Origin of the sequence: Streptomyces sp. NPDC046465 (genome assembly GCF_040646035.1) — a bacterium.
Taxonomy (GTDB): domain Bacteria; phylum Actinomycetota; class Actinomycetes; order Streptomycetales; family Streptomycetaceae; genus Streptomyces.
In genome coordinates, this window is the sequence record NZ_JBEYZK010000012.1 from 126,980 (window position 1) to 152,112 (window position 25,133).

20 protein-coding genes are annotated in these 25,133 nt (G+C 70.8%); 12 read left to right on the forward strand and 8 right to left on the reverse strand.

Going from position 1 to position 25,133, the window contains the following annotated elements; genetic code table 11:
• Nucleotides 1-135 precede the first annotated feature (135 nt).
• From ABZ953_RS20190 to ABZ953_RS20210, 5 genes are all read right to left on the reverse strand, one after another.
• Nucleotides 136-1,077, reverse strand: a complete 942-nt coding sequence (locus ABZ953_RS20190) for an alpha/beta hydrolase (RefSeq protein WP_361725479.1) — start codon at nucleotides 1,075-1,077, stop codon at nucleotides 136-138.
• A complete protein-coding gene (locus ABZ953_RS20195) occupies nucleotides 1,074-1,571 on the reverse strand; it encodes a phage holin family protein (RefSeq protein WP_361725482.1) in 498 nt (165 codons plus the stop codon). Before ABZ953_RS20195 ends, ABZ953_RS20190 begins: the two co-directional genes overlap by 4 nt.
• Nucleotides 1,572-1,622: 51 nt before the next feature.
• Nucleotides 1,623-3,023, reverse strand: a complete 1,401-nt coding sequence (gene nhaA / locus ABZ953_RS20200; protein WP_361725485.1) for a Na+/H+ antiporter NhaA — start codon at nucleotides 3,021-3,023, stop codon at nucleotides 1,623-1,625.
• 262 nt (nucleotides 3,024-3,285) lie between these two features.
• Entirely contained in the window at nucleotides 3,286-5,286 is a 2,001-nt protein-coding gene (gene acs, locus ABZ953_RS20205) for an acetate--CoA ligase (RefSeq protein WP_361725487.1), read from the reverse strand.
• Between the two features lie 74 nt (nucleotides 5,287-5,360).
• Nucleotides 5,361-7,688 carry a SulP family inorganic anion transporter gene (locus ABZ953_RS20210; protein ID WP_361725490.1) on the reverse strand — a complete coding sequence of 776 codons (2,328 nt, stop codon included), beginning with the start codon at nucleotides 7,686-7,688 and terminating at the stop codon, nucleotides 5,361-5,363.
• Between the two features lie 296 nt (nucleotides 7,689-7,984).
• On the opposite strand from ABZ953_RS20210, the gene ABZ953_RS20215 reads away from it, so the two are divergent.
• Complete coding sequence (locus ABZ953_RS20215; protein ID WP_361725493.1) at nucleotides 7,985-9,250, forward strand: hypothetical protein; 1,266 nt, start codon at nucleotides 7,985-7,987, stop codon at nucleotides 9,248-9,250.
• A 37-nt stretch (nucleotides 9,251-9,287) separates the two neighbouring features.
• On the opposite strand, the gene ABZ953_RS20220 is transcribed toward ABZ953_RS20215, so the two are convergent.
• Complete coding sequence (locus ABZ953_RS20220) at nucleotides 9,288-10,268, reverse strand: ATP-binding protein (protein ID WP_361725496.1); 981 nt, start codon at nucleotides 10,266-10,268, stop codon at nucleotides 9,288-9,290.
• Between the two features lie 101 nt (nucleotides 10,269-10,369).
• Here ABZ953_RS20220 and ABZ953_RS20225 point away from each other — a divergent pair, with 101 nt between their 5' ends.
• Nucleotides 10,370-11,224 carry an oxidoreductase gene (locus ABZ953_RS20225; RefSeq protein ID WP_361725499.1) on the forward strand — a complete coding sequence of 285 codons (855 nt, stop codon included), beginning with the start codon at nucleotides 10,370-10,372 and terminating at the stop codon, nucleotides 11,222-11,224.
• 456 nt (nucleotides 11,225-11,680) lie between these two features.
• On the opposite strand, the gene ABZ953_RS20230 is transcribed toward ABZ953_RS20225, so the two are convergent.
• Complete coding sequence (locus ABZ953_RS20230; protein ID WP_361725502.1) at nucleotides 11,681-12,505, reverse strand: HAD-IB family hydrolase; 825 nt, start codon at nucleotides 12,503-12,505, stop codon at nucleotides 11,681-11,683.
• A 525-nt stretch (nucleotides 12,506-13,030) separates the two neighbouring features.
• Between ABZ953_RS20230 and ssd the strand changes: the two genes are divergently transcribed.
• The 7 genes from ssd to ABZ953_RS20265 all read left to right on the forward strand — a co-directional run bounded on the left by ssd (nucleotide 13,031) and on the right by ABZ953_RS20265 (nucleotide 18,437).
• A complete protein-coding gene (ssd, locus tag ABZ953_RS20235; RefSeq protein WP_361725505.1) occupies nucleotides 13,031-14,161 on the forward strand; it encodes a septum site-determining protein Ssd in 1,131 nt (376 codons plus the stop codon).
• Nucleotides 14,162-14,273: 112 nt separating this feature from the next.
• Nucleotides 14,274-15,449, forward strand: a complete 1,176-nt coding sequence (locus ABZ953_RS20240) for a TadA family conjugal transfer-associated ATPase (RefSeq protein WP_361725507.1) — start codon at nucleotides 14,274-14,276, stop codon at nucleotides 15,447-15,449.
• 8 nt (nucleotides 15,450-15,457) lie between these two features.
• Nucleotides 15,458-16,300 (forward strand): type II secretion system F family protein, encoded by an 843-nt coding sequence (locus tag ABZ953_RS20245; protein WP_361725902.1) that lies wholly within the window; start codon nucleotides 15,458-15,460, stop codon nucleotides 16,298-16,300.
• Nucleotides 16,297-17,118, forward strand: a complete 822-nt coding sequence (locus tag ABZ953_RS20250; protein ID WP_361725510.1) for a type II secretion system F family protein — start codon at nucleotides 16,297-16,299, stop codon at nucleotides 17,116-17,118. Before ABZ953_RS20245 ends, ABZ953_RS20250 begins: the two co-directional genes overlap by 4 nt.
• Before the next feature lie 131 nt (nucleotides 17,119-17,249).
• Complete coding sequence (locus tag ABZ953_RS20255; RefSeq protein ID WP_361725904.1) at nucleotides 17,250-17,450, forward strand: DUF4244 domain-containing protein; 201 nt, start codon at nucleotides 17,250-17,252, stop codon at nucleotides 17,448-17,450.
• Between the two features lie 73 nt (nucleotides 17,451-17,523).
• Entirely contained in the window at nucleotides 17,524-17,859 is a 336-nt protein-coding gene (locus tag ABZ953_RS20260) for a TadE family type IV pilus minor pilin (RefSeq protein WP_361725513.1), read from the forward strand.
• Entirely contained in the window at nucleotides 17,856-18,437 is a 582-nt protein-coding gene (locus ABZ953_RS20265) for an Rv3654c family TadE-like protein (RefSeq protein WP_361725516.1), read from the forward strand. The genes ABZ953_RS20260 and ABZ953_RS20265 overlap by 4 nt, the downstream gene beginning before the upstream one ends.
• Before the next feature lie 66 nt (nucleotides 18,438-18,503).
• Here the strand turns inward: ABZ953_RS20265 and ABZ953_RS20270 are convergent, their stop codons facing one another.
• Nucleotides 18,504-20,972: a DEAD/DEAH box helicase gene (locus ABZ953_RS20270; RefSeq protein WP_361725519.1), complete on the reverse strand. Its 2,469-nt coding sequence runs from the start codon at nucleotides 20,970-20,972 to the stop codon at nucleotides 18,504-18,506.
• A gap of 80 nt (nucleotides 20,973-21,052) precedes the next feature.
• Between ABZ953_RS20270 and bldG the strand changes: the two genes are divergently transcribed.
• From bldG to ABZ953_RS20285, 3 genes are all read left to right on the forward strand, one after another.
• Nucleotides 21,053-21,394, forward strand: a complete 342-nt coding sequence (gene bldG, locus ABZ953_RS20275; protein WP_003975386.1) for an anti-sigma factor antagonist BldG — start codon at nucleotides 21,053-21,055, stop codon at nucleotides 21,392-21,394.
• A 118-nt stretch (nucleotides 21,395-21,512) separates the two neighbouring features.
• Nucleotides 21,513-21,947, forward strand: a complete 435-nt coding sequence (locus tag ABZ953_RS20280) for an ATP-binding protein (RefSeq protein ID WP_361725522.1) — start codon at nucleotides 21,513-21,515, stop codon at nucleotides 21,945-21,947.
• Nucleotides 21,948-22,647: 700 nt separating this feature from the next.
• Nucleotides 22,648-25,050 (forward strand): sodium-translocating pyrophosphatase, encoded by a 2,403-nt coding sequence (locus ABZ953_RS20285; protein WP_361725525.1) that lies wholly within the window; start codon nucleotides 22,648-22,650, stop codon nucleotides 25,048-25,050.
• Nucleotides 25,051-25,133: the final 83 nt, after the last annotated feature.

Sequence of the window (25,133 nt, forward strand, 5' to 3'; positions counted from 1 at the left end):
TAGGACAGGTGTTCCCCCAAGGCCTCCGGGCCAAGCACCCACATGCCCCTGGCAAGCGCTCACATGCCCCTGGCAAGCGTCCCCGTGCCCCCTGGAAAGCCCCACAAGTCGACAGGGAGCGGCGCCCGCCACACCTCACCGGTCCGGCTCGGGGTCCTTCAGCCAGTTCACCAGCTCCGTCGAGAACGCCACCGGGTCCTCCTCGTGCGGAAAGTGCCCGAGGCCGTCGAACAGCCGCCAGCGGTACGGCGCTTCGACGTACTCGCCGGATCCCGCCGCGCTCCTCGTGCGCATCACGGGATCCAGCGATCCGTGCAGATGCAGCGTCGGCACCCGCACAGGACGCTTCATGCGCCGGTTGAACTGGATGCCGTCGGGCCGCGCCATCGACCGCACCATCCAGCGGTACGGCTCGATCGAGCAGTGCGCCGTCGAGGGGATGCACATGGCCCGCCGATACGTCTCCACCGCGTCGTCGTCGGGCAGGCCGGGTCCGGACCAGTCCCGCACCAGACGGCCCACCAGGGCTCCGTCGTCGGCGATCAGTTGACGCTCCGGCACCCACGGCCGCTGGAAGCCCCACACGTACGAGGCAGCGGCCGTCTGCGTGCGGTCCGACAGCATCGCCGAGCGCCACCGGCGCGGGTGCGGCATTGAGGAGACGGCGAGGCGGCGCACCAGTTTGGGCCGCATCACGGCCGCGGTCCACGCCAGGTACCCGCCCAGGTCGTGCCCGACGAGCGCGGCGTCCGGCTCGCCGAGGGAACGTACGACACCCGTGATGTCGAGCGCGAGGTTCGCCGGGTCGTAACCGCGGGGCGTGCGGTCGCTGCCGCCCACGCCCCGCAGGTCCATCGCGACGGCCCGGAAGCCCGCGTCGGCGAGCGCCACCATCTGGTGCCGCCACGACCACCAGAACTGGGGGAAGCCGTGCAGGAGAAGGACCAGCGGCCCGTCGCCCATCTCGGCGATGTGGAAGCGCGCCCCGTTCGCGGCCACGTCCCGGTGGGTCCAGGGCCCCTCGATGCGTACGACTGAGCCGGGGGGTTGGGCCGATTGGGCGGCGGGGTCCGTCATGAGGACGAGCGTGCCACAGTCGCTCCCGTCTCACCGACCCGGACCTCGACGGCACCCGCGGGGCTCACCGGGCGGGGATGCGGCTTGACGTTCCCCAGTACGGCAGCCGTCTGCTTGGCCGAAGCGGCGACCTTCTGCGGGCCCTTGCCCTTCTTGGCCTTCTTCGCGAAGACGACGCCGATCAGCGCGAGTACCCCGGCCACCAGCACATTGGCGGCGAAGGACAGCACGAAGCAGATCGCGAGGTTCCAGTCGCTCCAGGTGTGGATCGCGTAGGCGAGCGCGAAGCTCAGCATCGGCAGCGAGAAGATGAGGACCGCGCCGGCCGCGGCGAACGCGCCGCCGCCGACCGCACCGCGCTTGACGTCCTGTCGCAGCTGGGCCTTGGCAAGGGCGATCTCGTCGTGCACCAGCGCGGACATCTCGCCGGTCGCCGTGGCGACCAGTTGGCCGAGGCTGCGCTCGGCGCCGACGGGGCCGTCGGGTGAGCTCATCGCGTTCTCCCCTTTATCTCTTCTGATCTCTTCTGGATATGTCTGCTCAGATCATGCCGGACCGTTGCCGTCCTTGCGTTCCCCACCCGAGACTTCGGCAAGCCTGCGATGCTCCGCGGCTTTCTTCTCATGGATGGCGGCCATCCGCAGGTGGTAGTCCGGCTTGTCCATCTCGTAGATGTCGGGAATGCCGTCGAGGTCGTCGTCGCGGTCCTCGTCCTCGCACAGCTTGCGGTATTTGGTGTTGCGCATCTTCAGCAGGATCCCGGAGAGCACCGCCGCGATCAGCGAGCCCGTCAGGACGGCCGCCTTGATCTCGTCCGTGAGCAGCGGGTCCTCGGTGAAGGCGAGTTCGCCGATGAGCAGCGAGACGGTGAATCCGATACCGGCAAGGGAGGACACCGCGAACACATCGGGCCAGGCCAGGTCCTCGTTGAGCTCGGCCTTGGTGAAGCGGGCCGTGAGCCAGGTGCCGCCGAAGATGCCGACCGCCTTGCCGACCACCAGGCCAAGGACCACGCCGAGCGTCTCCGGCTTGGTGAACACATCGCCGAGCGCGCCGCCCGTAACGACCACACCGGCGCTGAACAGCGCGAACAGCGGCACGGCCAGGCCCGCGGAGAGGGGTCGTACGAGATGTTCGATGTGCTCGCCGGGGGAGTGCTCCTCGCTCTCGTCCTCCTTGTGGCAGCGCAGCATCAGGCCCATGGCGACGCCCGCGATGGTGGCGTGGATGCCGCTGTTGTACATCAGGCCCCAGATGGCGAGCGCCAGCGGAACGTAGATGTACCAGCCGCGCACCCGCTTCCTGAGCAGCAGCCAGAAGACCGCGAGGCCGAGTACGGCGCCGCCGAGCGCCGCGAAGTTGAGGTCGCTGGTGAAGAAGACCGCGATGATCAGGATCGCGAAGAGGTCGTCGACGACGGCGAGGGTGAGCAGGAAGGCGCGCAGCGCGGACGGCAGCGCGGTGCCGATGACCGCGAGGACGGCGAGCGCGAAGGCGATGTCGGTGGCGGTCGGGACGGCCCAGCCGTCGAGCGAGCCGCCGCCCGCGGTGTTGGTCAGGAAGTACACGAGCGCCGGCACGGCCATGCCGCAGAGCGCCGCGACGACGGGCAGCGCGGCGGCCTTGGGGTCGCGCAGATCGCCCGCGACCAGCTCGCGCTTGAGCTCGATGCCCGCCACGAAGAAGAAGACGGCGAGCAGTCCGTCGGCCGCCCAGTGCTGGATGGAGAGGTTGAGACCGAGCGATCCGGGGCCGAGGTGGAAGCCCCGTACGGACTCGTAGGAGCCGCCGGCCGTATTCGCCCAGATCAGTGCGGAGACCGCGGCGACGAGCAGCAGCACCCCGCCGACGGTCTCGGCGCGCAGCGCCTCCGCGATGACGTTCCGCTCAGGGAGCGAGAGGCGGCCGAGAACCTTGCGGTTGTCGTGGGGGGCGGGCGCGGTCACGAGAGACGACCTCCGGTCGGGTGGGCAGGGCAGAGCTCATGCCGACCAGACTTCCCGGCGCACCTAGGTACTTCTCGTCGCGTCGCGACGCCGCACTTTGTCGCGGCGTTGACGCGATTCTTAGCTTACCTAACGTACGCCCGGACCTATCCGGTGATCTTCACCTTAAGCACAAAAGGGCCGCCCGGCGCGCTGCCGGACGGCCCTTTTGTGCGTACGTGGATCACCTGCGGGCGTACGTGGATCAATCGCTGACCGGCGGTCAGTCCTCGCTCGGAGCGGCCGGCAGCTTCGTCTGGATGAGGTCCATCACAGTCGAGTCGGTGAGCGTGGTGACGTCACCGAGCTCACGGTTCTCCGCGACGTCCCGAAGGAGACGGCGCATGATCTTGCCGGACCGGGTCTTCGGCAGCTCGGCCACCGGAAGGACCCGCTTCGGCTTGGCGATCGGGCCGAGCGTGGCGCCCACGTGGTTGCGCAGCTCCGCCATGAGCCCCTCGTCGTCGGCGTTCGCCGTGCCCCGCAGGATCACGAACGCCACGATGGCCTGGCCCGTCGTCTCGTCCGCCGCGCCCACGACCGCCGCCTCGGCGACCGCGGGGTGCGAGACGAGCGCCGACTCGACCTCGGTGGTGGAGATGTTGTGCCCGGACACGAGCATCACGTCGTCCACCCGGCCGAGCAGCCAGATGTCGCCGTCCTCGTCCTTCTTGGCCCCGTCACCGGCGAAGTACCGGCCCTCGAAGCGCGACCAGTACGTGTCGAGGAAGCGCTGGTCGTCGCCCCAGATGGTGCGGAGCATCGACGGCCACGGCTCGGTCAGGACGAGATAGCCACCGCCGCCGTCCGGCACCTCGTTCGCCTCGTCGTCGACGACGGTGGCGGAGATGCCCGGCAGGGCGCGCTGGGCGCTGCCCGGCTTGGTCTCGGTGACGCCCGGCAGCGGAGCGATCATCATCGCGCCCGTCTCGGTCTGCCACCAGGTGTCCACGATGGGGCAGGCGTCGCCGCCGATGTTCTTCCGGTACCACATCCACGCCTCGGGGTTGATCGGCTCGCCGACCGACCCGAGCACCCGCAGGCTGCTGAGATCGAACTTCGCGGGGATGTCGTCGCCCCACTTCATGAACGTCCGGATCGCCGTGGGCGCCGTGTACAGGATGGAGACCTTGTACTTCTGGACGATCTCCCAGAAGCGCCCCTGGTGCGGGGTGTCGGGGGTGCCCTCGTACATCACCTGTGTCGCGCCGTTGGCCAGCGGGCCGTACGTGATGTACGAATGGCCGGTGACCCAGCCGATGTCGGCCGTGCACCAGTAGACGTCGGTCTCGGGCTTGAGGTCGAAGACGGCGTGGTGGGTGTACGCCGTCTGCGTGAGGTAGCCGCCGGAGGTGTGCAGGATGCCCTTCGGCTTACCCGTGGTGCCCGAGGTGTAGAGGATGAAGAGCGGGTGCTCCGCGTCGAAGGCCTCCGGGGTGTGTTCGGCCGGCTGCTTCTGGGTGATCTCGTGCCACCACACGTCGCGGCCCTCGGTCCACGCCACGTCCTGACCGGTGCGGCGCACCACGAGGACGTGGCGCACGCCGTCGACGCGGCCCACGGCCTCGTCCACGGCGGGCTTGAGCGCGGAGGGCTTGCCCCGGCGATAGCCGCCGTCGGAGGTGATGACGACCTTGGCGTCGGCGTCCTCGATGCGCTTGGCGATGGCGTCCGCGGAGAAGCCGCCGAAGACCACCGAGTGGGCGGCGCCGATGCGGGCGCAGGCCAGCATCGCGACGACCGCCTCGGGGATCATCGGCAGGTAGACCGCGACGCGGTCGCCCTTCTGGACGCCGAGCTCGGTCAGGGCGTTGGCCGCGCGGCTGACCTCGTCCTTCAGCTCGGCGTAGGTGATGGCCCGGCTGTCGCCGGGCTCACCCTCGAAGTGGATCGCGACGCGATCGCCGTTGCCCGCCTCGACGTGGCGGTCGACGCAGTTGTACGCGACGTTGAGCTTCCCGTCGGCGAACCACTTGGCGAACGGGGGGTTCGACCAGTCGAGCGTCTCGGTCGGCTCCGTGGCCCAGGTCAGTCGGCGGGCCTGCTCGGCCCAGAAGCCGAGCCGGTCAGCCTTGGCCTGCTCGTACGCCTCCGCCGTGACGTTGGCGGCGGCTGCCAGCTCCGTCGGCGGCGCGAAGCGACGCTCCTCCTTCAAGAGGTTGGCCAGGCTTTCGTTGCTCACGACATGTCCCTTTCCCAGGGTGTCCGTTGTGTCCGAAGCCACAGCTCATCAGACACAACCCGTGGTGACAAGGGGCTGCCGAAAATTGGTTTAGACCTTTACCCGGAAGGGGGCTGCTAGACCTTGATCCGTGCGGTGGGCGCCACCTGATCGAAGACCTCGTCGGGCAGTTGCCCGGCATCGGTCCCCTCCGTCAGCAGATACGACTGTGCCTCGCCGACGTGGAAGTACATACCGTGCAGCTCAAGATCACCTTCGGCAAGTCGGCGCGCCACCGACTCGTGCGCCTTCAGGTGCTCCAGCTGCTGGACCACGTTGGTGAGGCAGAGCTGCTCGACCGCGTCGGCGGGCGCGCGTCCGGCCAGGCGCGCCCATGCCTTGTCCTGCGCGCCCATCCGCTCCAGGCTCGGCAGACCGTGCCGCAGCCACCGCTTCAACGGGGTCTGGGCGCCGCCGGGCGGGGTGTTGAGCAGCGCCTGCATGGCGCCGCACCCGGAGTGCCCGCAGACGGTGATCGACCGCACCTGCAGCACATCGACCGCGTACTCGATCGCGGCGCCCACCGAATCGTCCCCGCTCCCGGCGCCCGGCAGCGGCACGAGGTTGCCCACATTGCGTACGACGAAGAGGTCACCGGGACCGCTCGACGTGATCATCGAAGTGACGACCCGGGAGTCCGCACAGGTCAGGAAGAGCTGTGCGGGCTGCTGCCCCTCACGCGCGAGCCTGGCGAGCTCGCCGCGCACATGCGGCGCGGTGTTCCGCTGGAAGGCGCTGATCCCGCTGGCCAGTTGATGCGAACTGGGCCGGTTCGCCTGCTCCTCCTCCTGCGGCCGGTCGCAGTGGTGGTTGCGCCACGGGGTCCAGGGCCGGCAGCAGGAGTGCGCGGCACTGGCGGGTTCGGCGATACGGGTCCCGGAGCGGCCGGTGATCTCGACACTGCCGCCGTGCGCGGCATGCGCGTCCTGCCAGCACTGCAGCGATTCGTACGCGGCGTGGTCCATGAATGAGCCGTCCAGTTCCACGATCACATGGGCGTCGTGCGGGACGAGGTGCAGCGTCCGGCTGAGCCGCGGCACCGCGAGAAAGGTCAACTGCCCGCGCACGCGTACGTGGTGGATGCCGTCCACCTCGCAGTGGGTGATCCGGGTGCGGGCGAGGCGGTGCAGCGAGACGGCCACGGCGACGGCGACGCCGAGTACCACGCCTTCGAGGACACCGAAGACGACCACGCCGAGAGTGGTGACGGCATAGACGAGGATCTCGCGGTGGCGGGTGATGGTGCGGATGTGGTTGAGGTTGACCATCTGGATGCCGACGGCCATGACGAGGGCGGCGAGGGCCGCGAGCGGGATCAGCTCCAGGACGGGGACCAGGAGCAGCGCGGCCACTACTACCCAAACGCCGTGCAGCATCGTGGAGTTCCTGCTGACCGCGCCCGCGCGCACATTGGCCATGCTGCGCACGGCGACACCGGCGACGGGCAGGCCGCCGAGGGTGCCGGACACGATGTTCGCCGCGCCCTGGCCGAGCAGTTCGCGGTCGAGGTCGGAGCGGCGCACGCCCGCGTGCAGGTCGTGCTGCCCGGCGACGACCTTGTCGACGGCGACGGCGCCGAGGAGCGACTGCACGCTGCAGACCAGGGTGGTGGTGAGCACGGCGGCCACGAGCCCGAGCACGGGTCCCTCCGGCAGCCCGGCCAAGGCGTGGCTGCGCCAGGACGGCAGGTCCACCTTGTCGACCGCGAGCCGGCCGAGCGAGGCGACGGCCGTCGCGGCGGCGACGGAGACGAGGGCCGCGGGCAGAATCCGGGCGATGCGCCCCGCCCGCCCGGGGATCCGCGGCCAGAGCAGCAGGATCGTCAGGGTCAGCACGCTGATCGTCACGGCCTCCCAGTGGAGGTCGGCCAGTTGGGCGGGGAGCGCACTGACGTTGTCGAGTACGGAGCTCTGCGGGGTGCCGCCGAGCACGATGTGCAGCTGGGCCACCGCGATGGTGATGCCGATGCCGGCCAGCATTCCGTGGACGACGGCGGGGCTGACGGCGAGCGCGGTGCGGGCCACGCGCACGCAGCCGAGGCCGAGTTGGGCGAGCCCGGCGAAGACGGTGATGGCGCAGGTGGTCCGCCAGCCGTACTGCTGGATGAGGTCGGCGGTGACGACGGTCAGCCCGGCGGCCGGGCCGCTGACCTGGAGAGGTGAGCCGCCGAGGGCCCCGGCGAGGATGCCGCCGACGGCGGCGGCGACGAGGCCCGCCTGGAGCGGCGCCCCGGTCGCGAGGGCGATGCCGAGGGACAGCGGAAGGGCGATCAGGAAGACGGCGACCGACGCGGAGAGGTCGGCACCCGCGATGCGAAACCTCTTGCCGGGCGGCGGGGCGTGGGGCTTGTTGGCGCGGGGTGTGTGAGCCGAGTCGGTGGCGCGAGTGGGGACGCAAGCAGACATGTTTCCCGTCTCCTCCGGGGCAGCGCGGTCGCGGAACAAGGGGTCCCCCGGAGTTCTCCGGAGGGCGGGTCGCGGCCGTGGGTCACGGCGTGCAGCGGCGGGATTTCTCAACTCTCGGTAAACGAATCGTAATCCAGAGTAAAGGGCCATAAAGGCTTTTCAGTGCGAATGGAGTAATTAATCACTCTGATGAGTGAATAAAAAATCTTATCGGCTTGTCGTATAAATACATTTTGGGCTCCGTGTGAAGTTGTGGCCGTTCTGTCCCTACTTGCACGGAAGAAGGTGGGCGGAAGATGGCCGCCACCCGGAGGAACGCCGCGCGCCTCACCGCCCTCGTGGCGTGCGCAGCGGTACTGGCAGGCTGTGCCGACAGCGGCTCCGGTGCCGAGAAAGGCGCCCAGGGCCCGAAAAAAGGGGCCGGAGCCCCCAAGAGTCCCGTCCGCATGATCGGCGACGGTTCCACGTCCTTCACCGGGAAGCAGCCGCATCTGCCCCGGCCCGCCCGGCTGAAGCCGGGCCAGAAGCCACCGCAGTTCGTGGTCTTCTCCTGGGACGGGGCGGGCGAGGACAGCCAGAAGCTGTTCTCCCACTTCCGCAAGGTCGCCAAGCGGAACAACGCCAGGATGACGTACTTCCTGAGCGGCGTGTACATGCTCCCGGAGGGCAAACGCAGGCTCTACAAGCCGCCGCAGCACATGACGGGCAGCTCGGACATCGGCTTCAACGACCGCAAGGGAATCAAGGACACCGTGGACCAGCTCCGCGGCGCCTGGCTCGAGGGCAGCGAGGTCGGCACGCACTTCAACGGCCACTTCTGCGGCGCCGGGCGCGGGGTGGGGGAGTGGTCCGTCAAGGACTGGAAGAGCGAGATCAAGCAGGCCAAGTCCTTTGTGAAGGCCTGGAGGACGAACACCGGCCTGAAGAAGACGCAGCCGCTGCCCTTCGACTACGACAAGGAACTGGTCGGGGCCCGCACTCCCTGCCTCGAGGGGCAGAAGAACTTCATGCGGGCAGCCCGCGAGCTCGGCTTCCGCTACGACACCAGCGGCGTCAACAACCAGGTCTGGCCCAAGAAGAAGGAAGGGCTGTGGGATCTGTCGATGCAGCTCGTCCCGGTACCCGGCCGCAAGTTCGAGACGCTGACCATGGACTACAACTTCATGGTCAACCAGTCCGGTTCGACGTCGCACGGCGACCCGTCCATGCACGAGTACTGGGGCGACCAGATGCGGGACGGCCTGCTCCAGGGCTTCAAGCGTGCCTACCAGGGCAATCGTGCGCCGCTGATCATCGGAAACCACTTCGAGTCCTGGAACGGCGGCACGTACATGCGGGCCATCGAGGAGACCGTCGAGCGGGTGTGCAACAAGCCCGGCGTGCGCTGTGTCTCCTTCCGCCAACTCGCTGACTGGCTCGACGCGCAGGACCCGAAGACATTGGCGAAGCTGACCGGGCTGCCGGTCGGCAAGGCGCCGAAGGAGGGCTGGGCGAGGTTCCTCTCCGCCCAGCCCGCGCCCGCCCCCAAGGGCGTTCCGGGCGCTCCGGCCCGCAAGCAGTAGCGCCCTGCGGGCGTACTGCGGGCGTACTGCGGCCTGCTCAGGCCGTGGCGGTCAGCCGCTCGCGCAGTACGAAGTCGGGGTCGACCTGGGCAGCCAGGTCGACCCCGGTCCTTTCGTTGCCCCAGCTCTGCGCGTTCTTCAGGTGGAAGTGGACCATCTGACGGGTGTACCGCTCCCAGTCCCGTCGCTCGTACGAAGCGTCGACGGCGTCCTGCAGCGCCTGCAGGGAGCGGCGGTTGTCGTCCTCCAGGAGCTCGAAGCGCGGCGGGCGCCCCTTCTCCATGGCGCGCACCCAGTCCGAGTGCCCGACCGTCACGAGCAGGTCGTCGCCGACCTGCTCGCGCAGGAAGTCGACGTCGTCCTGGCCCTGCACCTTGTTGCCGACGACGGCGAGGCTGACGCCGAAGTCCCGTGCGTACTCCTTGTACTGGCGATAGACGGAGACCCCCTTCTTCGTCGGTTCGGCCACCAGGAACGTCATGTCGAAGCGCGTGAACATGCCGGAGGCGAAGGAGTCCGAGCCTGCGGTCATGTCCACGACCGCATACTCGTCGCGGCCGTCCACCAGGTGGTTCAGGCAGAGCTCCACCGCTCCCGTCTTGGAGTGGTAGCAGGCGACACCGAGGTCGGCTTCGGTGAACTGCCCGGTGACCATCAAACGCACGGTGGCGTCGTCCAGTTCCACGGTGCGGGCGCACGCCTCGTACACCGGGTTGTCCTCGCGCAGCCGCAGGAGCCGCGAGCCGTCCCCGGGCGGCGTCGTCTTGATCATCGTATCGGCGGAGGCGATCCGGGCATTGGAGCCCCGCAGGTAGTCCTTGATCAGGGGCAGCCGCGCGCCCAGAGCGGGCAGCTCGGCGGCCGCCGCCTCGTCGAGGCCCAGGGCCGGCCCCAGGTGCTGGTTGATGTCGGCGTCCACCGCGATGACGGGGGCGCCGGTGGTGGCGAGGTGGCGGATGAAGAGCGAGGACAGCGTGGTCTTGCCGCTGCCGCCCTTCCCTACGAAAGCGATTTTCATAACCACGAAGCGTAGCGGCACGAACACGACGGGTGCTCGACCCGCGTGAAGAAGACCACTCCTTCGTGGAGGGCGGCCCGGGAGTACGTAGGGTCGTACTCATGAGTACGACAGCTGATCCTTCCCCGAGCTCCGGGTCTGGCTCGAGCATGGGAGACCCGCTCGCGGCCCTCGGAGGCTTGCCGGGCGTGGCCGACTCCGTGGACTCCGTGCGCAAGGCCGTGGACCGGGTCTACGGGCACCGGATCATGCGGCGCCGCAGCAACGAGATCACTTCCGAGGCGGCGCTGCGAGGTGCCCGCGGCTCCGCGGCGCTCTCCGGGGCCGACTGGGCGCTCGAAGAGGTGCGTCGGCGCAGCGACTTCAGCGGCGACGGCGAGGCGCGCACGGTCGGCGCCGCCCTGCGGCTGACCGCCGAGGCCGGTCAACTCCTGTCCATCTGGCGGCAGTCGCCGCTACGGGTCCTTGCGCGCCTGCACCTGGTCGCCGCGGCCGACTCCACCGACGAGGCGGGCCGCCCGCGACTGGCCGGCGAACCCGTCGACGAACCGCTCGTCGAGCTTCCCCTGCCGGACGCGGACGAGGTGGCGGGCCGCCTGGAAGGGCTCTCGCAGTTGATCATCGCGGGCGGCTCGGCGCCGGCCCTCGTGACGGCGGCCGTGGTCCACGGCGAGCTGCTCAGCCTGCGTCCCTTCGGCTCGCACAACGGTCTCGTCGCGCGGGCCGCCGAGCGCATCGTCCTGGTGGGCAGCGGTCTCGACCCGAAGTCGGTCTGCCCGGCGGAGGCGGGGTACGGGGAGCTGGGGCGGGCGGCCTACGTGGCGGCCCTCGACGGCTACGCGTCCGGTCGGCCGGAGGGCATGGCTGCCTGGATCGCCCACTGCGGCAAGGCGGTGGAGCTCGGTGTCAGGGAGTCCACGGCGGTCTGTGAGGCGCTGCAGCGCGGCGCGGCCTAGGAGCGCCGACGGGCGGTACGCGGTGCTGGCGGCGGCAGCCAGAAAGGGTCTGAACGGGGTGGCCCTGAACAGGGTTGCGGCGGTACGGAATCCGTACCGCCGCTGGCATGTTCACCGGGTTACCAAGCGTCCTCGAAGTTTGCCCATCAGGTCGGGACGTTGCCCGTCACCTGGTGCGGCTGGCCCGTAATCGACGGGTCGACGTCGCGTGGGTGCTCGGTGTTCATGCTTCGGTCCGTGGGGCCTTACTGCGTTTAAAGGTGATCCTCTCGGATGTCCTTGGTCTCGCGGGCCGTTGACTCCTTTGTACTCCAGTCCTGGGGTAAGCGGAAGCCCTGGCCGCACTTCTTTACTTTTAGGTTCAAACAGGTGCGAATCGGGCGCCGGGCTTCTGTGCGGTTCCGGCCGGTCCCCTCATGGCCTCCGCGCGGTTCCGCCGGTCCGCCGCGCCGCGGGTCAGCCGGCCGTCGCCCGGCGCCGGCTGGCGAACCAGACGAGGCCTGCCGTGGCCGCCGCGGCGCCCACGGCGGCAGCCGCCACGACGGCGGGACGGCGCGGCGCGGGAAGGCGCTGCTTCAGGCGGACCGGGCGGTGGAAGTCGAGGACCGGCCACGCGCGCGTGGTGGCCTCCCGGCGCAGTGCGCGGTCCGGGTTGACCACGAAGGGGTGGCCGACCGACTGCAGCATCGGCAGATCGGTCGCCGAATCGCTGTAGGCGTAGCAGCGGTCGAGGTCGTACCCCTCCGTCCGGGCGAGCTCCTTGATGGCCTCCGCCTTGGTGGGTCCGTACGCGTAGTACTCCACCTCACCCGTGAAACACCCATCGTCCCCGACCACCATCCGGGTCGCGACCACCCGGTCCGCACCGAGGAGTTCACCGATCGGCTCGACGACCTCGGCGCCCGACGTGGAGACGATGACGACGTCGCGGCCCGCCGTGTGGTGCTCCTCGATGAGGGAGGCGGCCTCGTCGTAGATGATCGGGTCGATCAGGTCGTGCAGGGTCTCGGCGACGATCTCCTTGACCTGCTGGACGTTCCAGCCGCGGCACAGCGCCGAGAGGTACTCGCGCATCCGCTCCATCTGGTCGTGGTCCGCGCCGCCCGCGAGGAAGACGAACTGCGCGTACGCGGTGCGCAGTACCGCTCTGCGGTTGATCAGGCCGCCTTGGTAGAACGACTTGCTGAAGGTGAGCGTGCTCGACTTCGCAATGACCGTCTTGTCCAGGTCAAAGAACGCGGCAGTCCGAGGCAGGGAGTGGTTTTCCACGAGGCCGAGCATAGGTGCCCACCATTCGGCGTAAGCTGAGGCGCGTGGGTTTGCCTGAGAAGGCTCTCGGGTACACCATGGAAGTCACGGATCGTTCGCGACCGTGCTAACCCGGTCTGGCTCCTCCCCCCCCGAGTCGGACCGTGGGGACGACCCCCGCTCTCCCCCCCGGCGGGGGTCGTCGCATGTCCGGATGGGTTTTTGAACCCTCCGCTGATCCTCTTCCAGTCCTTGAGCGATCCTCGTCGCCATCTCGACCGCCGCTCGGGCTGCCCAAGATCCGTCACTGTGTGTAGTCGTGGCGCTGCTCTGTGAAAGTCGCCCCGAAGTCCGTGAGATGTCACTGGTATGGGTGAGCGGGATATTCACAGGCACCGCCTTGTCCACAGTTATTGACCAAGATCCACACCATTTTCGACACCGCTGCACGCTGATTCCGCCCGTTCCACTCGCGAAGTCCAGGGCCGGATTGCTTTGTGCCGGCTCTTCGCGGAGGCGGGGACGCGGCATTCACAAGGGGCTAGCGGTGTGAGGGGGATGGAGATCGTGGGTGGAGTCATTTCGCGTGACGGGACCGCGCCGGCCGACGGACGGCAGGGCGGACCGCTGATCGTCACGGAGGACGTGGAGCTGCTGGACGACCTGCTGCGGCTGTGTGCCGCGGCCGGAGCGCTGCCGGAGGTGCACCACGGAGGGCCCTCGCGGAGGGAGAGCTGGGACTCGGCCCCGCTCGTCCTGGTCGGGGACGACGCGGCGGACCGGGTCCGCGGGGCCGCGCGACGGCGTGGGGTCGTGCTGGTCGGGCGGGACCAGGATGATCCGGACGTCTGGCGGCGGGCGGTGGAGATCGGCGCCGACCAGGTGCTGCTCCTGCCCGATGGCGAGCAGTGGCTCGTGGACCGCATCGCCGACGTGGTGGAGGGCGTGGGGCGGCCCGCGCTGACCGTCGGCGTCATCGGCGGGCGCGGTGGCGCCGGGGCCTCCACGCTGGCCTGCGCCCTTGCGGTCACGGCGGCGCGGGCCGGGCGCCGCACGATGCTCATCGACGCGGACCCGCTGGGCGGCGGCCTCGACGTACTCCTGGGCGGTGAGAGCGCCGACGGACTCCGCTGGCCGGCCTTTGCCGCCTCGCAGGGCAGGGTCGGCGGTGGAGCACTGGAGGAATCGCTTCCGGAACTGCATGCGCTGCGCGTCCTGAGCTGGGACCGGGGAGAAGCGGTCACGGTCGCTCCGGAGGCCGTGCGCGCGGTCGTCGCGGCCGCCCGCAGGCGCAGCGGTGTGGTGGTCGTGGACCTGCCCCGCCGGGTGGACGAGGCAGTCGCCGAGGCGCTCGCGCAGGTCGACCTCGGCCTCCTGGTGGTGCCCGCGGAGCTGCGGGCGGTGGCGGGCGCCCGCCGGGTGGCCTCGGCGGCGGGCATGGCGCTGCGGGACCTGCGGGTGCTCGTCTCGCCCGGCGCGGCGACATCGGGACCCGTTGGTCTCGACCCCGAGGAGGTCGCGCGCCTGCTGGGCCTTCCGCTGGCCGGCGAAGTGCCCTGGGAGGCCGGACTGTCGTCGGTGCAGGCAGCGGGGACGCCACCCGGGGGAGCGGCGCGCGGGCCGCTGGCGCGATTCTGCACGGCCTTCTGGGACCGGCTGCCGGTCGAGACCGCGGGGGTGGGCGTATGAGTGCGGTGGTCGGGGCCCGGATGCTGGACGGGGTCCGTCAATGGCTTGCGGAGAACGGCACGGAGCGGGCTTTCCGGAGCCAGTCGTCGGTCGACGCGACGGGGGTGGGCGTATGAGTGCGGTGGTCGGGGCCCGGATGCTGGACGGGGTCCGCCAGTGGCTCGCGGAGAACGGCACGGAGCCCACGCCGGCCCGGGTCGCCGAGGCGCTGCGCGCCCAGGGGCGGGTGCTCGGGGACACCGAAGTCCTCGGCGCGGCCGCCCAACTGCGCTCGGAGCTGGTCGGGACGGGGCCCTTGGAGCCCCTGCTCGCGGACGACTCGGTGACCGACGTGCTGGTCTCCGCACCCGACCGGGTGTGGGTGGACCGGGGCGGTGGCCTGGAGCTCACGGGCGTCACGTTCCGGGACGCGGCCGCGGTGCGACGGCTCGCGCAGCGACTCGCGGCCGTGGCGGGCCGACGCCTCGACGACGCGAGGCCCTGGGTGGACGCACGCCTCCCGGACGGCACCCGGCTGCACGCGGTGCTGTCACCGGTGGCCGTGGGCTCGACCTGCCTCTCCCTGCGGGTCGTGCGGCCCAGGGCGTTCACCCTGGCGGAACTGGTCGCCGCGGGGACGGTCCCGCCCGGCGGCGACCGTTTCCTGCGGGCCCTGCTCGACGCCAGGCTGTCCTTCCTGATCAGTGGGGGCACCGGCAGCGGCAAGACGACCCTGCTGAGCGCGCTGCTGGGACTGGTCGGCCCCGACGAGCGCATCGTTCTCGCCGAGGACTCGGCGGAGTTGCGGCCCGCGCACCCCCACGTGGTGCGTCTGGAGTCCAGGCCCGCGAACCAGGAGGGGGCAGGCCTCGTCGGCCTGGACGACCTGGTGCGGCAGGCGCTGCGGATGCGGCCCGACCGGCTCGTCGTCGGCGAGGTGCGGGGCGCGGAGGTGGTGCATCTGCTGGCCGCGCTGAACACCGGGCACGAGGGCGGCTGCGGCACGGTCCATGCCAACGCCGCGGGGGATGTTCCTGCCCGCCTGGAGGCACTGGGGACGGCTGCGGGGCTCGACCGGGCGGCCCTGCACAGCCAGTTGGCGGCCGCGCTGTCCGTGGTGATCCATCTCGTGCGCGACAGGGCGGGCCGCCGCCGTATCGCCGAGGTGCACGTCCTGGAGCGGACCGAGACCGGCCTGGTGGTGACGGTACCGGCGCTGCGATGGGGCGGGGCGGCCTTCACCCGGGAGCCGGGCTGGGAGCGACTGAGCTCCCTGCTCGCGGACGGGGCCTGGGGCGGTGCCCCGTGACCCCCTCGATGTGGGCGGCGGCGCTGTGCGCGGGCGGCGCGGCCTGGCTGATGGCTCTACGGAACCAGGAGGCCCGGCGGCTGCGGTCACTGCTCGGGCCGGACGACCAGCGGACTAGTCGAACCTCGCCTTGGCGCCGGGTGCAGGCATGGGCCCGGCCCCGCCACGCATGGTGGTGCCTGGCGGCCGGGTCGGCGGCCGCGCTCCTGGCGCAGTCCGTGGTGCCGCTGGCAGTGGGCGCGGCAGGGGTGCCGTTGGCAGCGCGCGTGCGACGAGCCCGTGACGCGCGCAGGGAACGGCAGCGGCGCGGCGATGCGGTGATCGCCCTGTGCGGGGAGCTCGCGGGAGAGGTACGGGCGGGTCGGCAACCCGGAGAGGCGCTGCGGCTGGCGCTCGACGAGGCCGACTCGGGTGAGGGGGGCGCCGGTGCGGCCCGTAGCGCGGTCCTTGCGGCGGCGCGGTTCGGCGGTGACGTGCCGGGGGCGCTGCGAGAAGCGGCCCGGGATCCCGGTGCGGAAGGCCTGCTCGGGCTCGCGGCGTGCTGGCGGGTGGCGGTGGACCGCGGCGCGGGGCTGGCCGCGGGGCTCGAACGGCTGGAGGGAGCACTTCGCGCGGAGCGCGACCAACGCGCCGACCTGCGAGCCCAGTTGGCGGGCGCCCGGTCGACCGCCGTGATGCTCGCGGGGCTGCCCGCCCTGGGGCTCCTGATGGGCAGCGCCCTGGGAGCACAGCCGCTGCGGGTGCTGTTCCACACGGGGCCGGGGCTGGTGTGCCTGGCGGCAGGCGGAGCGCTGGAGTCCATCGGGGCGTGGTGGGCGCTGCGGATCGTACGAGGGGCGGAGGAGCGATGAACGTTGTCCACAGCCTGGGGGTGGCCGTGTGGGATGCGGCGGCCGTGCTCTGGCTGGCGCTGACGGTGCTGGCCGTACGACGTGAGCGGAGACTGCGTCGGCGAGCGGGACGCACGCTGCGCAGGGAAGGGCCGCGCACACGCCTGGAAGGGCCGCGCACACGTCGCCGATCGCGGCATCCGAGCCGCTGGCCCGGGACGCAGCACTGGCTGCTGACGGCCGGTACGGCGAGCGCCGCCTACGCCCTGGTGGGCGGGGTCCCGGGCCTGCTGGCCGGAGCGGTGGTCGGCTACGGCGTATGGCGCCGCAATCAACGGACCCGCGCTTCCCCGCACGGCTCGGACGGCGGCTCGGATGGGGAGAACGGCGCAGCCGAAGCGTCCAGGCAACTCCCGCTGGCAGCCGACCTATTGGCGGCATGCGTGGCTGCGGGGGCGAGTCCGGTGGCGGCTGCTCACGCGGTGGGCGAGTCCCTGCGGGGACCGGTCGGTGCGCGACTGGCGCGCGGGGCGGCGGAGGTACGGCTGGGTGGCGAACCGGCCAACGCCTGGCGCCAGTTGGGTGCGCTGCCGGGCGCCGCTCCGCTGGCCCGGCTCCTGGAGCGGGCCGGCGAGTCCGGGGCACCGGCCGCGGCGCCTGTGGCCCGCCTCGCCGCGGACGCCAGGGCAGAGCGGGGCCGTACGGCGACGGCTGGGGCGCGCCGGGCGGCGGTCCTGATGACGGCGCCCGTGGGCCTGTGCTTCTTGCCGGCGTTCGTCGCGGTCGGGGTGCTGCCGGTGGTGATCGGGATGGCGGAGGGGTTGTTGAAGACGGGCTGAGCGGGAGCGGTGTCCAGCAACAGGGGTCCAGCAACAGGGGCCCAGCAACAGGGGTCCAGTAGCAGTCGGCCAGTAACAGCTGGCGGGTAACAGCGGTAATTCTCAAGGAGGTCGGAGTGCGGGGGAAGAGGATGCGGGAGAAGGCGACGCGCGGGCTGAGGCGGTGGGCCGGCTCGTTGGGCGAGGACGCGGGGATGGTCACGTCCGAGTACGCGATGGGTCTGATCGCGGCGGTGGGCTTCGCCGGGTTGCTCTACAAAGTGGTGACGAGCGGGCAGGTCAGGGCGGCGCTGCAAGCGGTCGTGGAGAAGGCCCTCGATGTCCCGTTCTGAAGATGGGCAGAGGTTTCGGAGCGCCCGCTTCCGGGGTCGTTCGGCCTTCTCTGACCGGTCTGACCGGGGGTTCGTGACGGCGGAGGCGGCTGTGGTGCTGCCGACGCTGGTGCTGTTCACCATGGCGCTGATCTGGACGCTGCTTGCGGCATCCGCGCAGATCCAGTGTGTGGACGCGGCTCGGGCCGGAGCCCGGGCCGCGGCCCGGCAGGACCCCGAGGGACTGGCCGTGGCGGCGGCTCGCCGGGCGGCCCCGCGCGGGGCGAGCGTCTCCGTGCGGCGCGAGGGCGATCTGGTGCGGGTCGAGGTGGTGGCGGCTCCGCCGGGCCCGGCGGTGTTGGGCCTGGGGCTGCGGCTGCGGTCCGAGGCGGTGGCGTTGGCGGAGGAGACGGTGGGGGTGGACGGATGAGGACCGGTAGGTGGCGCGGGGAGGTCCGGGACCGAGGGGCCGCCACCGTGTGGGTGGTCGTCGTGATGGCCGTGCTCGGCGTGGTCTGCGGCGCGGTGCTCGCGATGGCGCAGGTCGTCGTGGCCCGGCACCGGGCGGGTGGTGCGGCGGATCTGGCGGCGCTGGCCGCGGCGGATCGGTGGGCGGCGGGTCCCTCCCATGCGTGTGAGGGAGCCGAGCGGGTGGCTGCGGAGCAGGGGGCGCGGGTGGTGCGGTGCGTGCTGCGCGGACAGGTCTCCGAGGTCACGGCCGCCTCTTCGGTCGGCCTTTTCTCCGCCACGGTGAGGTCCCGGGCGGGCCCGGGGGATCCACGCTCGGCGCGGGTGCGGGGGCCTCTGGCTGTACGGGGGCGGCACGCCTTCCTGCCCTCGGCGCCTTCCCGGCCCGAACAGGGTTCCCGGCCCGAACAGGGTTCGCCGCCCGGACAGGGCCGCCGCGTGGCGGGCGGAGTTCCCCCACCCACCCGCTCGCCACCCACCCGCTCGCCACCCACCCGTTCGCCAGCCACCCGTTCGCCCGGCGACGTACAGCGGGAGTAGGAGTCAGCCCCCGCCGACCGGCAGTCGCCCAAAGCCCAGCCCAAGCACAGCCGCCTACGGCTACGGCTACGGCTGAGCCTCCGGCCCCGCCCCTGCCTCGCTGAGCAAGACCGAAAGCAGCCGTACCGCCCCCCGCTTGTGCAGAGGGTCGTTGCCGTTGCCGCACTTGGGGGACTGGATACACGAGGGGCAGCCCGCCTCGCACTCGCAGGAGGCGATGGCCTGGCGCGTGGCCGTCAGCCACTCACGCGCGGTGTGGAAGGCGCGCTCGGCGAAGCCCGCCCCGCCGGGGTGGCCGTCGTACACGAAGACCGTGGGGAGGAGCGTGTCCGGATGCAGTGGCACGGAGAGGCCGCCGATGTCCCAGCGGTCGCACGTGGCGAACAGCGGCAGCATGCCGATGGACGCGTGCTCGGCGGCGTGCAGCGCGCCGCCGAGGATCTCAGGATTGACGCGGGCGGCGTCCAGTTGGTCCTCGGTCACCGTCCACCACACGGCTCGTGTGCGGAGCGTGCGGGGAGGGAGGTCGAGCTTCGTCTCGCCGAGCACCTCGCCGGTGATGAGTTTGCGACGCAGGAAGGAGACGACTTGGTTGGTGACTTCGACGGAGCCGTAACAGAGGCGCCCGGCGCCCCAGGGGACCTCGGTGTCCGTTTCCAGGATGGAGATCGCCGTGGTGTCGCGCGCGGTCGTGGAGTAGGGCGGCACGGCCTCTTCGACCAGGGCCACCGAGTCCTCCAGGTCGAGGTGGCGCACGAGATACGTGAGCCCCTGATGGAGGTGGACGGCGCCTTCGTGGACGGTGGTGTGGGCCGCGGACGCGTCGACCGTGCCGAGCAGCCGGCCCGTGCCCTCCTCGACGATCTGGACGGGCTTTCCGCCCTCGCCGCGGATGTCGGTGAGGTCGGCGGCCCGTTCCCGGCGGGTCCAGTGCCAGGCCCTCGTACGGCGACGGAGCAGCTTCGCGGCCTCGAGCTGGGGGAGGAGTTCCTCGGTGGTGGGGCCGAAGAGCGCGAAGTCCTCGTCGACCAAGGGGAGTTCTGAGGCGGCGGCGCAGAGGTGGGGGGCGAGGACGTACGGATTGTCGGGGTCGAGGACGGTCGACTCCACGGGCTGTCGGAACAGCGCTTCGGGGTGGTGGACGAGGTAGGTGTCCAGCGGATCGTCGCGGGCGACGAGGACGGCCAGGGCGCCCTGGCCCGACCGCCCCGCGCGCCCGGCCTGCTGCCAGAGCGAGGCCCGCGTGCCCGGGTAACCGGCGATGATGACGGCGTCCAACCCCGAGACGTCCACGCCGAGTTCGAGGGCGGTGGTCGCGGCGAGACCGAGGAGCTCGCCGGAGTGCAGGGCGCGCTCCAGGGCGCGGCGTTCTTCGGGGAGGTAGCCGCCGCGGTAGGCGGCTACGCGCCGGGCGAGGGAGCGGTCGACTTCGGCGAGGCGTTCCTGAGCGATGACCGAGATCAGTTCGGCGCCGCGCCGGGAGCGTACGAAGGCGACGGAGCGGACGCCTTGGACGGTGAGATCGGTGAGCAGGTCCGCGGTCTCGGCGGTGGCGGTGCGCCGGACGGGGGCGCCCTTCTCCCCGTGGAGTTCGGTGAGAGGGGGCTCCCAGAGGGCGAAGACGAGGTCGCCGCGGGGTGAGGCGTCGTCGGCGACCTCCCGCACGGGCAGACCGGTGAGGCGCTCCGCGGACGCGGCGGGGTCGGCGGAGGTGGCGGAGGCGAGGAGGAAGACGGGCTCGGAGCCGTAGCGGGCGCAGAGGCGGCGCAGTCGGCGCAGGACCTGGGCGACGTGGGAGCCGAAGACGCCGCGGTAGGTGTGGCACTCGTCGATGACGACATAGCGCAGGGAGCGCAGGAAGGCGGACCAGCGGGGGTGGGAGGGGAGTATCCCGCGGTGCAGCATGTCGGGGTTGGTCAGGACGTAATTGGCGTACTGGCGGACCCACTCGCGTTCTTCGAAGGGGGTGTCGCCGTCGTACACGGCGGGGCGCACCGCCTTGCCGAGCGGACCGGCGAGCTCGCGGACGGCCCGGCGCTGGTCGGCGGCGAGGGCCTTGGTCGGGGCGAGGTACAGGGCGGTGGTGCCGCGGCCGTTGGGGGCTTCGGAGCCGTCGAGGAGGGCGGAGAGCACGGGGGTGAGATAGGCCAGGGACTTGCCGGACGCGGTGCCGGTGGCGACGACCACGGATTCGCCGTCCAGGGCGTGCTCGGCGGCCCGTGCCTGATGGACCCAGGGGTGCTCGATGCCCGCGGCCCGGACGGCGGATATGACCTCGGGACGGATGCGGTCGGGCCAGACTGCATACCGGGCCTCACGTGGGGGCAAGTGCTCCGTATGAGTGACGCGCGATGCACGGCTCGGCCCCGCGGTGAGCCGGTCAAGAACGGTCCGCGGGGACGTGCGTGCCGGGGCGCCCGCAGAGGGTCCTCCGGGAGAGGAAATTTTGGCCATCGGCATCGAGTGTGTCACTGGTGGGATGGACAATGGTCCCAAGGCGTCGTGCTCGCCTACCAGTAAGTGATTGAATGCCATCGCGGCTGGCGATCCGTCCTGGGGGCTCTGCCGAGGTGTCCCGAGGGATGACCGCTCGATAGCAAGGTGCTGGAGGATCCGTGGACCTGTCCCTGTCGACCCGTACCGTCGGCGATCGTACGGTCGTCGAGGTCGGTGGCGAAATCGATGTATATACCGCGCCCAAGCTGCGCGAGCAGTTGGTCGAGCTGGTGAACGACGGCAGTTTTCATCTGGTCGTCGACATGGAGGGCGTGGACTTCCTCGACTCCACCGGGCTCGGCGTGCTGGTCGGCGGCTTGAAGCGGGTGCGTGCCCACGAGGGCTCGCTGCGCCTGGTCTGCAACCAGGAGCGCATTCTCAAGATTTTCCGCATCACCGGTCTGACCAAGGTGTTCCCCATTCACACCTCGGTCGAGGAAGCGGTCGCGGCCACCGACTGAGTGGCGGTCGACCGGAAGCCGGACTTCCCGGGCCCTGGGCCCGGGGTTGGCAGTACAGCAGGGGACCGGGCCTGCGGCCCGGCCCCCTGACAGCACGTGCGTATGTCGAGGGGGATGCATGGCCACCGTTGAACTCCGCTTCAGCGCGCTGCCCGAGCACGTCAGGACCGCCCGCCTCGTGGCGGCCGCGGTGGCGCGCAGGGCCGGAGTGGACGAGGCCGTTCTCGACGAGGTCAGGCTCGCGGTCGGTGAGGCCTGCACGCGCGCCGTCGGGCTGCATCAGAGCAGCGGGGTGACGGAGCCGGTGCGGGTGGCGCTGATCGAGGACGAGAAGCAGTTCTCCATCGAAGTCGGCGACGAGGCGCCCCGTGCGGCCCCTGGTGACCGGGCGCCCGGTGCGGGGCTCGGTGACGGCGACGACGCGGAGGGCGAGGACGAGATGGGCCTCGCGGTCATCAGCGGCCTCGTGGACGACGTGGAGGTCACGGCCGGCGAGTCCGGCGGCCTCATCCGCATGACCTGGCCGACGACCCCGGCGCCGCTCCTCCCCTGACCGGCCTCGACCTGTCGGCCTCGACCTGTCGGCCTCGACCTGTCGGCCTCGACCTGTCGGCCTCGACCCGTCGGCCTCGACCCGTCGACCCCGACCTGGCGGTCCGCCCTGCTCTGGGCCCTCTCCGGATATCTAGGCCCGCCCGCCCTGCCTCAGGCGCCTCAGGCCCCGGCCGACGTGTCCCACTCGCGACACGCCCGCGCGCCCACCTGATCTGCCCCGGCCGCATGCCGACCAGATCAGGCCGCAATCAGCCCCGATCAGGCCCCTTTCCCGCGCCGCCTCCGCCCAGCTCCTCGGCGCCCCAGCGGCTCGCGAACCCGCCTCGCCCCCGCCTCTTCCCGGCCTCATCCTCCCCGGGCCCTCCGCGCGCCCTCCCGGGTCATCCCCGCGTCACTTCGCCCCACCGCACCGAGGCACCCCGCTGCCCCCGTCGCGCTCCCGCTCGCGGCTCCCCGGAGGCCTGTCGGCACCGCGTTGAACTGGGGCTTTTCTTTTTCTGATCATTTATCGACCTAGATCGACGAATCGGCGTCAACGGTTTTAAGGCATTACCGCTTTTGGGGCCAATCCTCGCCCGCGATCATTTGCTGAGAAGCAATCTCAGGTCAATTCCGTTTGTGGCGCTCTGTTTTGATCAGGTTCCGCTCCCTACAATCCGTCCACATCTTGAGCTCAGCCCAAGCGCCAAGGAGGACGAATGGCGGGGCTTTCTACCCCTCATCAGTTTGACCACCCCTCAACCTTCGCAGCCGCAGTCCTGACAGATGACAATCGCCTCATCGTGATGGTCGTCGCGGCCGTCGCACTCGCGGCGCTCGTCGTCGCGGGCGTACTGGTCCGCCAGGTGCTCGCGGCAGGCGAGGGCACCGACAGCATGAAGAAGATCGCGGCAGCGGTCCAGGAAGGCGCGAATGCCTATCTGGGGCGACAGTTGCGCACTCTCGGCGTATTCGCCGTCGTGGTGTTCTTCCTGCTCATGCTGCTGCCCGCAGACGACTGGAATCAGCGCGCCGGCCGATCGATCTTCTTCTTGATCGGTGCGGCGTTCTCGGCGACCACCGGCTATATCGGCATGTGGCTCGCCGTACGCAGCAATGTGCGCGTCGCAGCCGCCGCCCGAGAGGCCACCCCGGCGGAAGGTGAGCCGGAAAAGGATCTCACCGCCGTCTCGCACAAGGCCATGAAGATCGCTTTCCGCACGGGCGGCGTAGTCGGCATGTTCACGGTGGGGCTCGGTCTTCTGGGCGCCTCCTGTGTGGTGCTCGTCTACGCGGCCGACGCGCCGAAGGTGCTCGAAGGCTTCGGCCTCGGCGCGGCGCTGATCGCGATGTTCATGCGTGTCGGCGGCGGCATCTTCACCAAGGCCGCCGACGTCGGCGCCGACCTGGTCGGCAAGGTCGAGCAGGGCATTCCGGAGGACGATCCGCGCAATGCCGCGACCATCGCCGACAACGTGGGCGACAACGTCGGCGACTGTGCCGGTATGGCCGCCGACCTCTTCGAGTCGTACGCCGTGACGCTGGTCGCCGCGCTGATCCTCGGGAAGGTGGCGTTCGGTGACTCCGGGCTCGCCTTCCCGCTGATCGTCCCGGCCATCGGTGTCGTGACGGCGATGATCGGCATCTTCGCGGTGGCGCCCCGGCGCTCCGACCGCAGCGGCATGAGCGCCATCAACCGCGGATTCTTCATCTCCGCGTTCATCTCACTGGCGCTCGTGGCCGCTGCGGTCTACGCGTACCTGCCGTCCTCGTACACGGACCTGGATGGCGTCACGGACGCGGCGATCAAGGGCCACGACGGCGATCCGCGGGTTCTCGCGCTCGTCGCCGTGGCCATCGGCATCGTGATGGCCGCGCTGATCCAGCAGCTCACCGGCTACTTCACCGAGACCAGCCGGCGTCCCGTGCGGGACATCGGGAAGACCTCGCTCACCGGCCCGGCCACCGTGGTCCTGGCCGGCATCTCGCTCGGTCTGGAATCGGCCGTCTACACCGCGCTCCTGATCGGGCTCGGCGTGTACGGGGCGTTCCTGCTCGGCGGTACGTCGATCATGCTCGCCCTCTTCGCGGTCGCGCTCGCCGGTACGGGACTGCTGACCACGGTCGGCGTCATCGTCGCCATGGACACCTTCGGACCCGTCTCCGACAACGCGCAGGGCATCGCCGAGATGTCCGGCGACGTCGAGGGCGCGGGCGCGCGGGTGCTCACCGACCTGGACGCCGTCGGCAACACCACCAAGGCCATCACCAAGGGCATCGCCATCGCGACCGCGGTCCTCGCGGCGTCGGCGCTCTTCGGGTCGTACCGCGACGCCATCGCGGAAGCGGCCAAGGACGTCGACGAGAAACTGGGCGACGGTGCGCCGATGAACCTCGTGATGGACATCTCACAGCCCAACAACCTGGTGGGGCTCATCCTCGGAGCCGCGGTCGTCTTCCTCTTCTCGGGGCTGGCGATCAACGCGGTGTCGCGGTCGGCGGGCGCCGTGGTCTACGAGGTGCGGCGGCAGTTCCGCGAGCACCCCGGGATCATGGACTACACCGAGCAGCCGGAGTACGGGCGCGTCGTCGACATCTGCACCAAGGACGCGCTGCGCGAGCTGGCCACGCCGGGTCTGCTCGCCGTGCTCACCCCGATCGCGGTCGGGTTCTCGCTCGGCGTCGGCGCGCTCGGCTCGTTCCTCGCGGGCGCGATCGGCACGGGCACCCTCATGGCGGTCTTCCTCGCCAACTCCGGTGGTGCGTGGGACAACGCCAAGAAGCTCGTCGAGGACGGCCACCACGGCGGCAAGGGAAGCGAGGCGCACGCCGCGACCGTCATCGGTGACACGGTCGGCGACCCGTTCAAGGACACCGCGGGCCCGGCGATCAACCCCCTGCTGAAGGTGATGAACCTGGTGGCGCTGCTCATCGCGCCCGCGGTCATCAAGTTCAGCTACGGGGACGACGCCAGCGTCGGGATGCGGGTGCTGATCGCGGCGCTCTCCATCGCGATCATCGTCGGCGCGGTCTACGTCTCCAAGCGGCGGGGCATCGCCGTCGGGGACGAGGGCAGCGCCGAGCGGGTGGCCAAACCGGCCGACCCTGCCGTGGTCTCGTAGCGGGGACTTCGTCACTCCTGGTCGGGCTCTGCCCAACGCGCGGGCGGACGGTGCTTTTTGAGGCACCGTCCGCCCGTTGCCGT

Coding starts and splice junctions, on each gene's coding strand:
- ABZ953_RS20225 (WP_361725499.1), top strand. CDS start 10,370: ATGAGTACGACAGCTGATCCTTCCCCGAGCTCCGGGTCTGGCTCGAGC.
- ABZ953_RS20240 (WP_361725507.1), top strand. CDS start 14,274: ATGAGTGCGGTGGTCGGGGCCCGGATGCTGGACGGGGTCCGCCAGTGG.
- ABZ953_RS20220 (WP_361725496.1), bottom strand. CDS start 10,268: ATGAAAATCGCTTTCGTAGGGAAGGGCGGCAGCGGCAAGACCACGCTG.
- ABZ953_RS20265 (WP_361725516.1), top strand. CDS start 17,856: ATGAGGACCGGTAGGTGGCGCGGGGAGGTCCGGGACCGAGGGGCCGCC.
- ABZ953_RS20270 (WP_361725519.1), bottom strand. CDS start 20,972: ATGGCATTCAATCACTTACTGGTAGGCGAGCACGACGCCTTGGGACCA.
- ABZ953_RS20245 (WP_361725902.1), top strand. CDS start 15,458: ATGTGGGCGGCGGCGCTGTGCGCGGGCGGCGCGGCCTGGCTGATGGCT.
- ABZ953_RS20250 (WP_361725510.1), top strand. CDS start 16,297: ATGAACGTTGTCCACAGCCTGGGGGTGGCCGTGTGGGATGCGGCGGCC.
- ABZ953_RS20255 (WP_361725904.1), top strand. CDS start 17,250: ATGCGGGAGAAGGCGACGCGCGGGCTGAGGCGGTGGGCCGGCTCGTTG.
- ABZ953_RS20190 (WP_361725479.1), bottom strand. CDS start 1,077: ATGACGGACCCCGCCGCCCAATCGGCCCAACCCCCCGGCTCAGTCGTA.
- ABZ953_RS20215 (WP_361725493.1), top strand. CDS start 7,985: ATGGCCGCCACCCGGAGGAACGCCGCGCGCCTCACCGCCCTCGTGGCG.
- ABZ953_RS20280 (WP_361725522.1), top strand. CDS start 21,513: ATGGCCACCGTTGAACTCCGCTTCAGCGCGCTGCCCGAGCACGTCAGG.
- ssd (WP_361725505.1), top strand. CDS start 13,031: ATGGAGATCGTGGGTGGAGTCATTTCGCGTGACGGGACCGCGCCGGCC.
- ABZ953_RS20195 (WP_361725482.1), bottom strand. CDS start 1,571: ATGAGCTCACCCGACGGCCCCGTCGGCGCCGAGCGCAGCCTCGGCCAA.
- ABZ953_RS20285 (WP_361725525.1), top strand. CDS start 22,648: ATGGCGGGGCTTTCTACCCCTCATCAGTTTGACCACCCCTCAACCTTC.
- ABZ953_RS20230 (WP_361725502.1), bottom strand. CDS start 12,505: ATGCTCGGCCTCGTGGAAAACCACTCCCTGCCTCGGACTGCCGCGTTC.
- ABZ953_RS20210 (WP_361725490.1), bottom strand. CDS start 7,688: ATGTCTGCTTGCGTCCCCACTCGCGCCACCGACTCGGCTCACACACCC.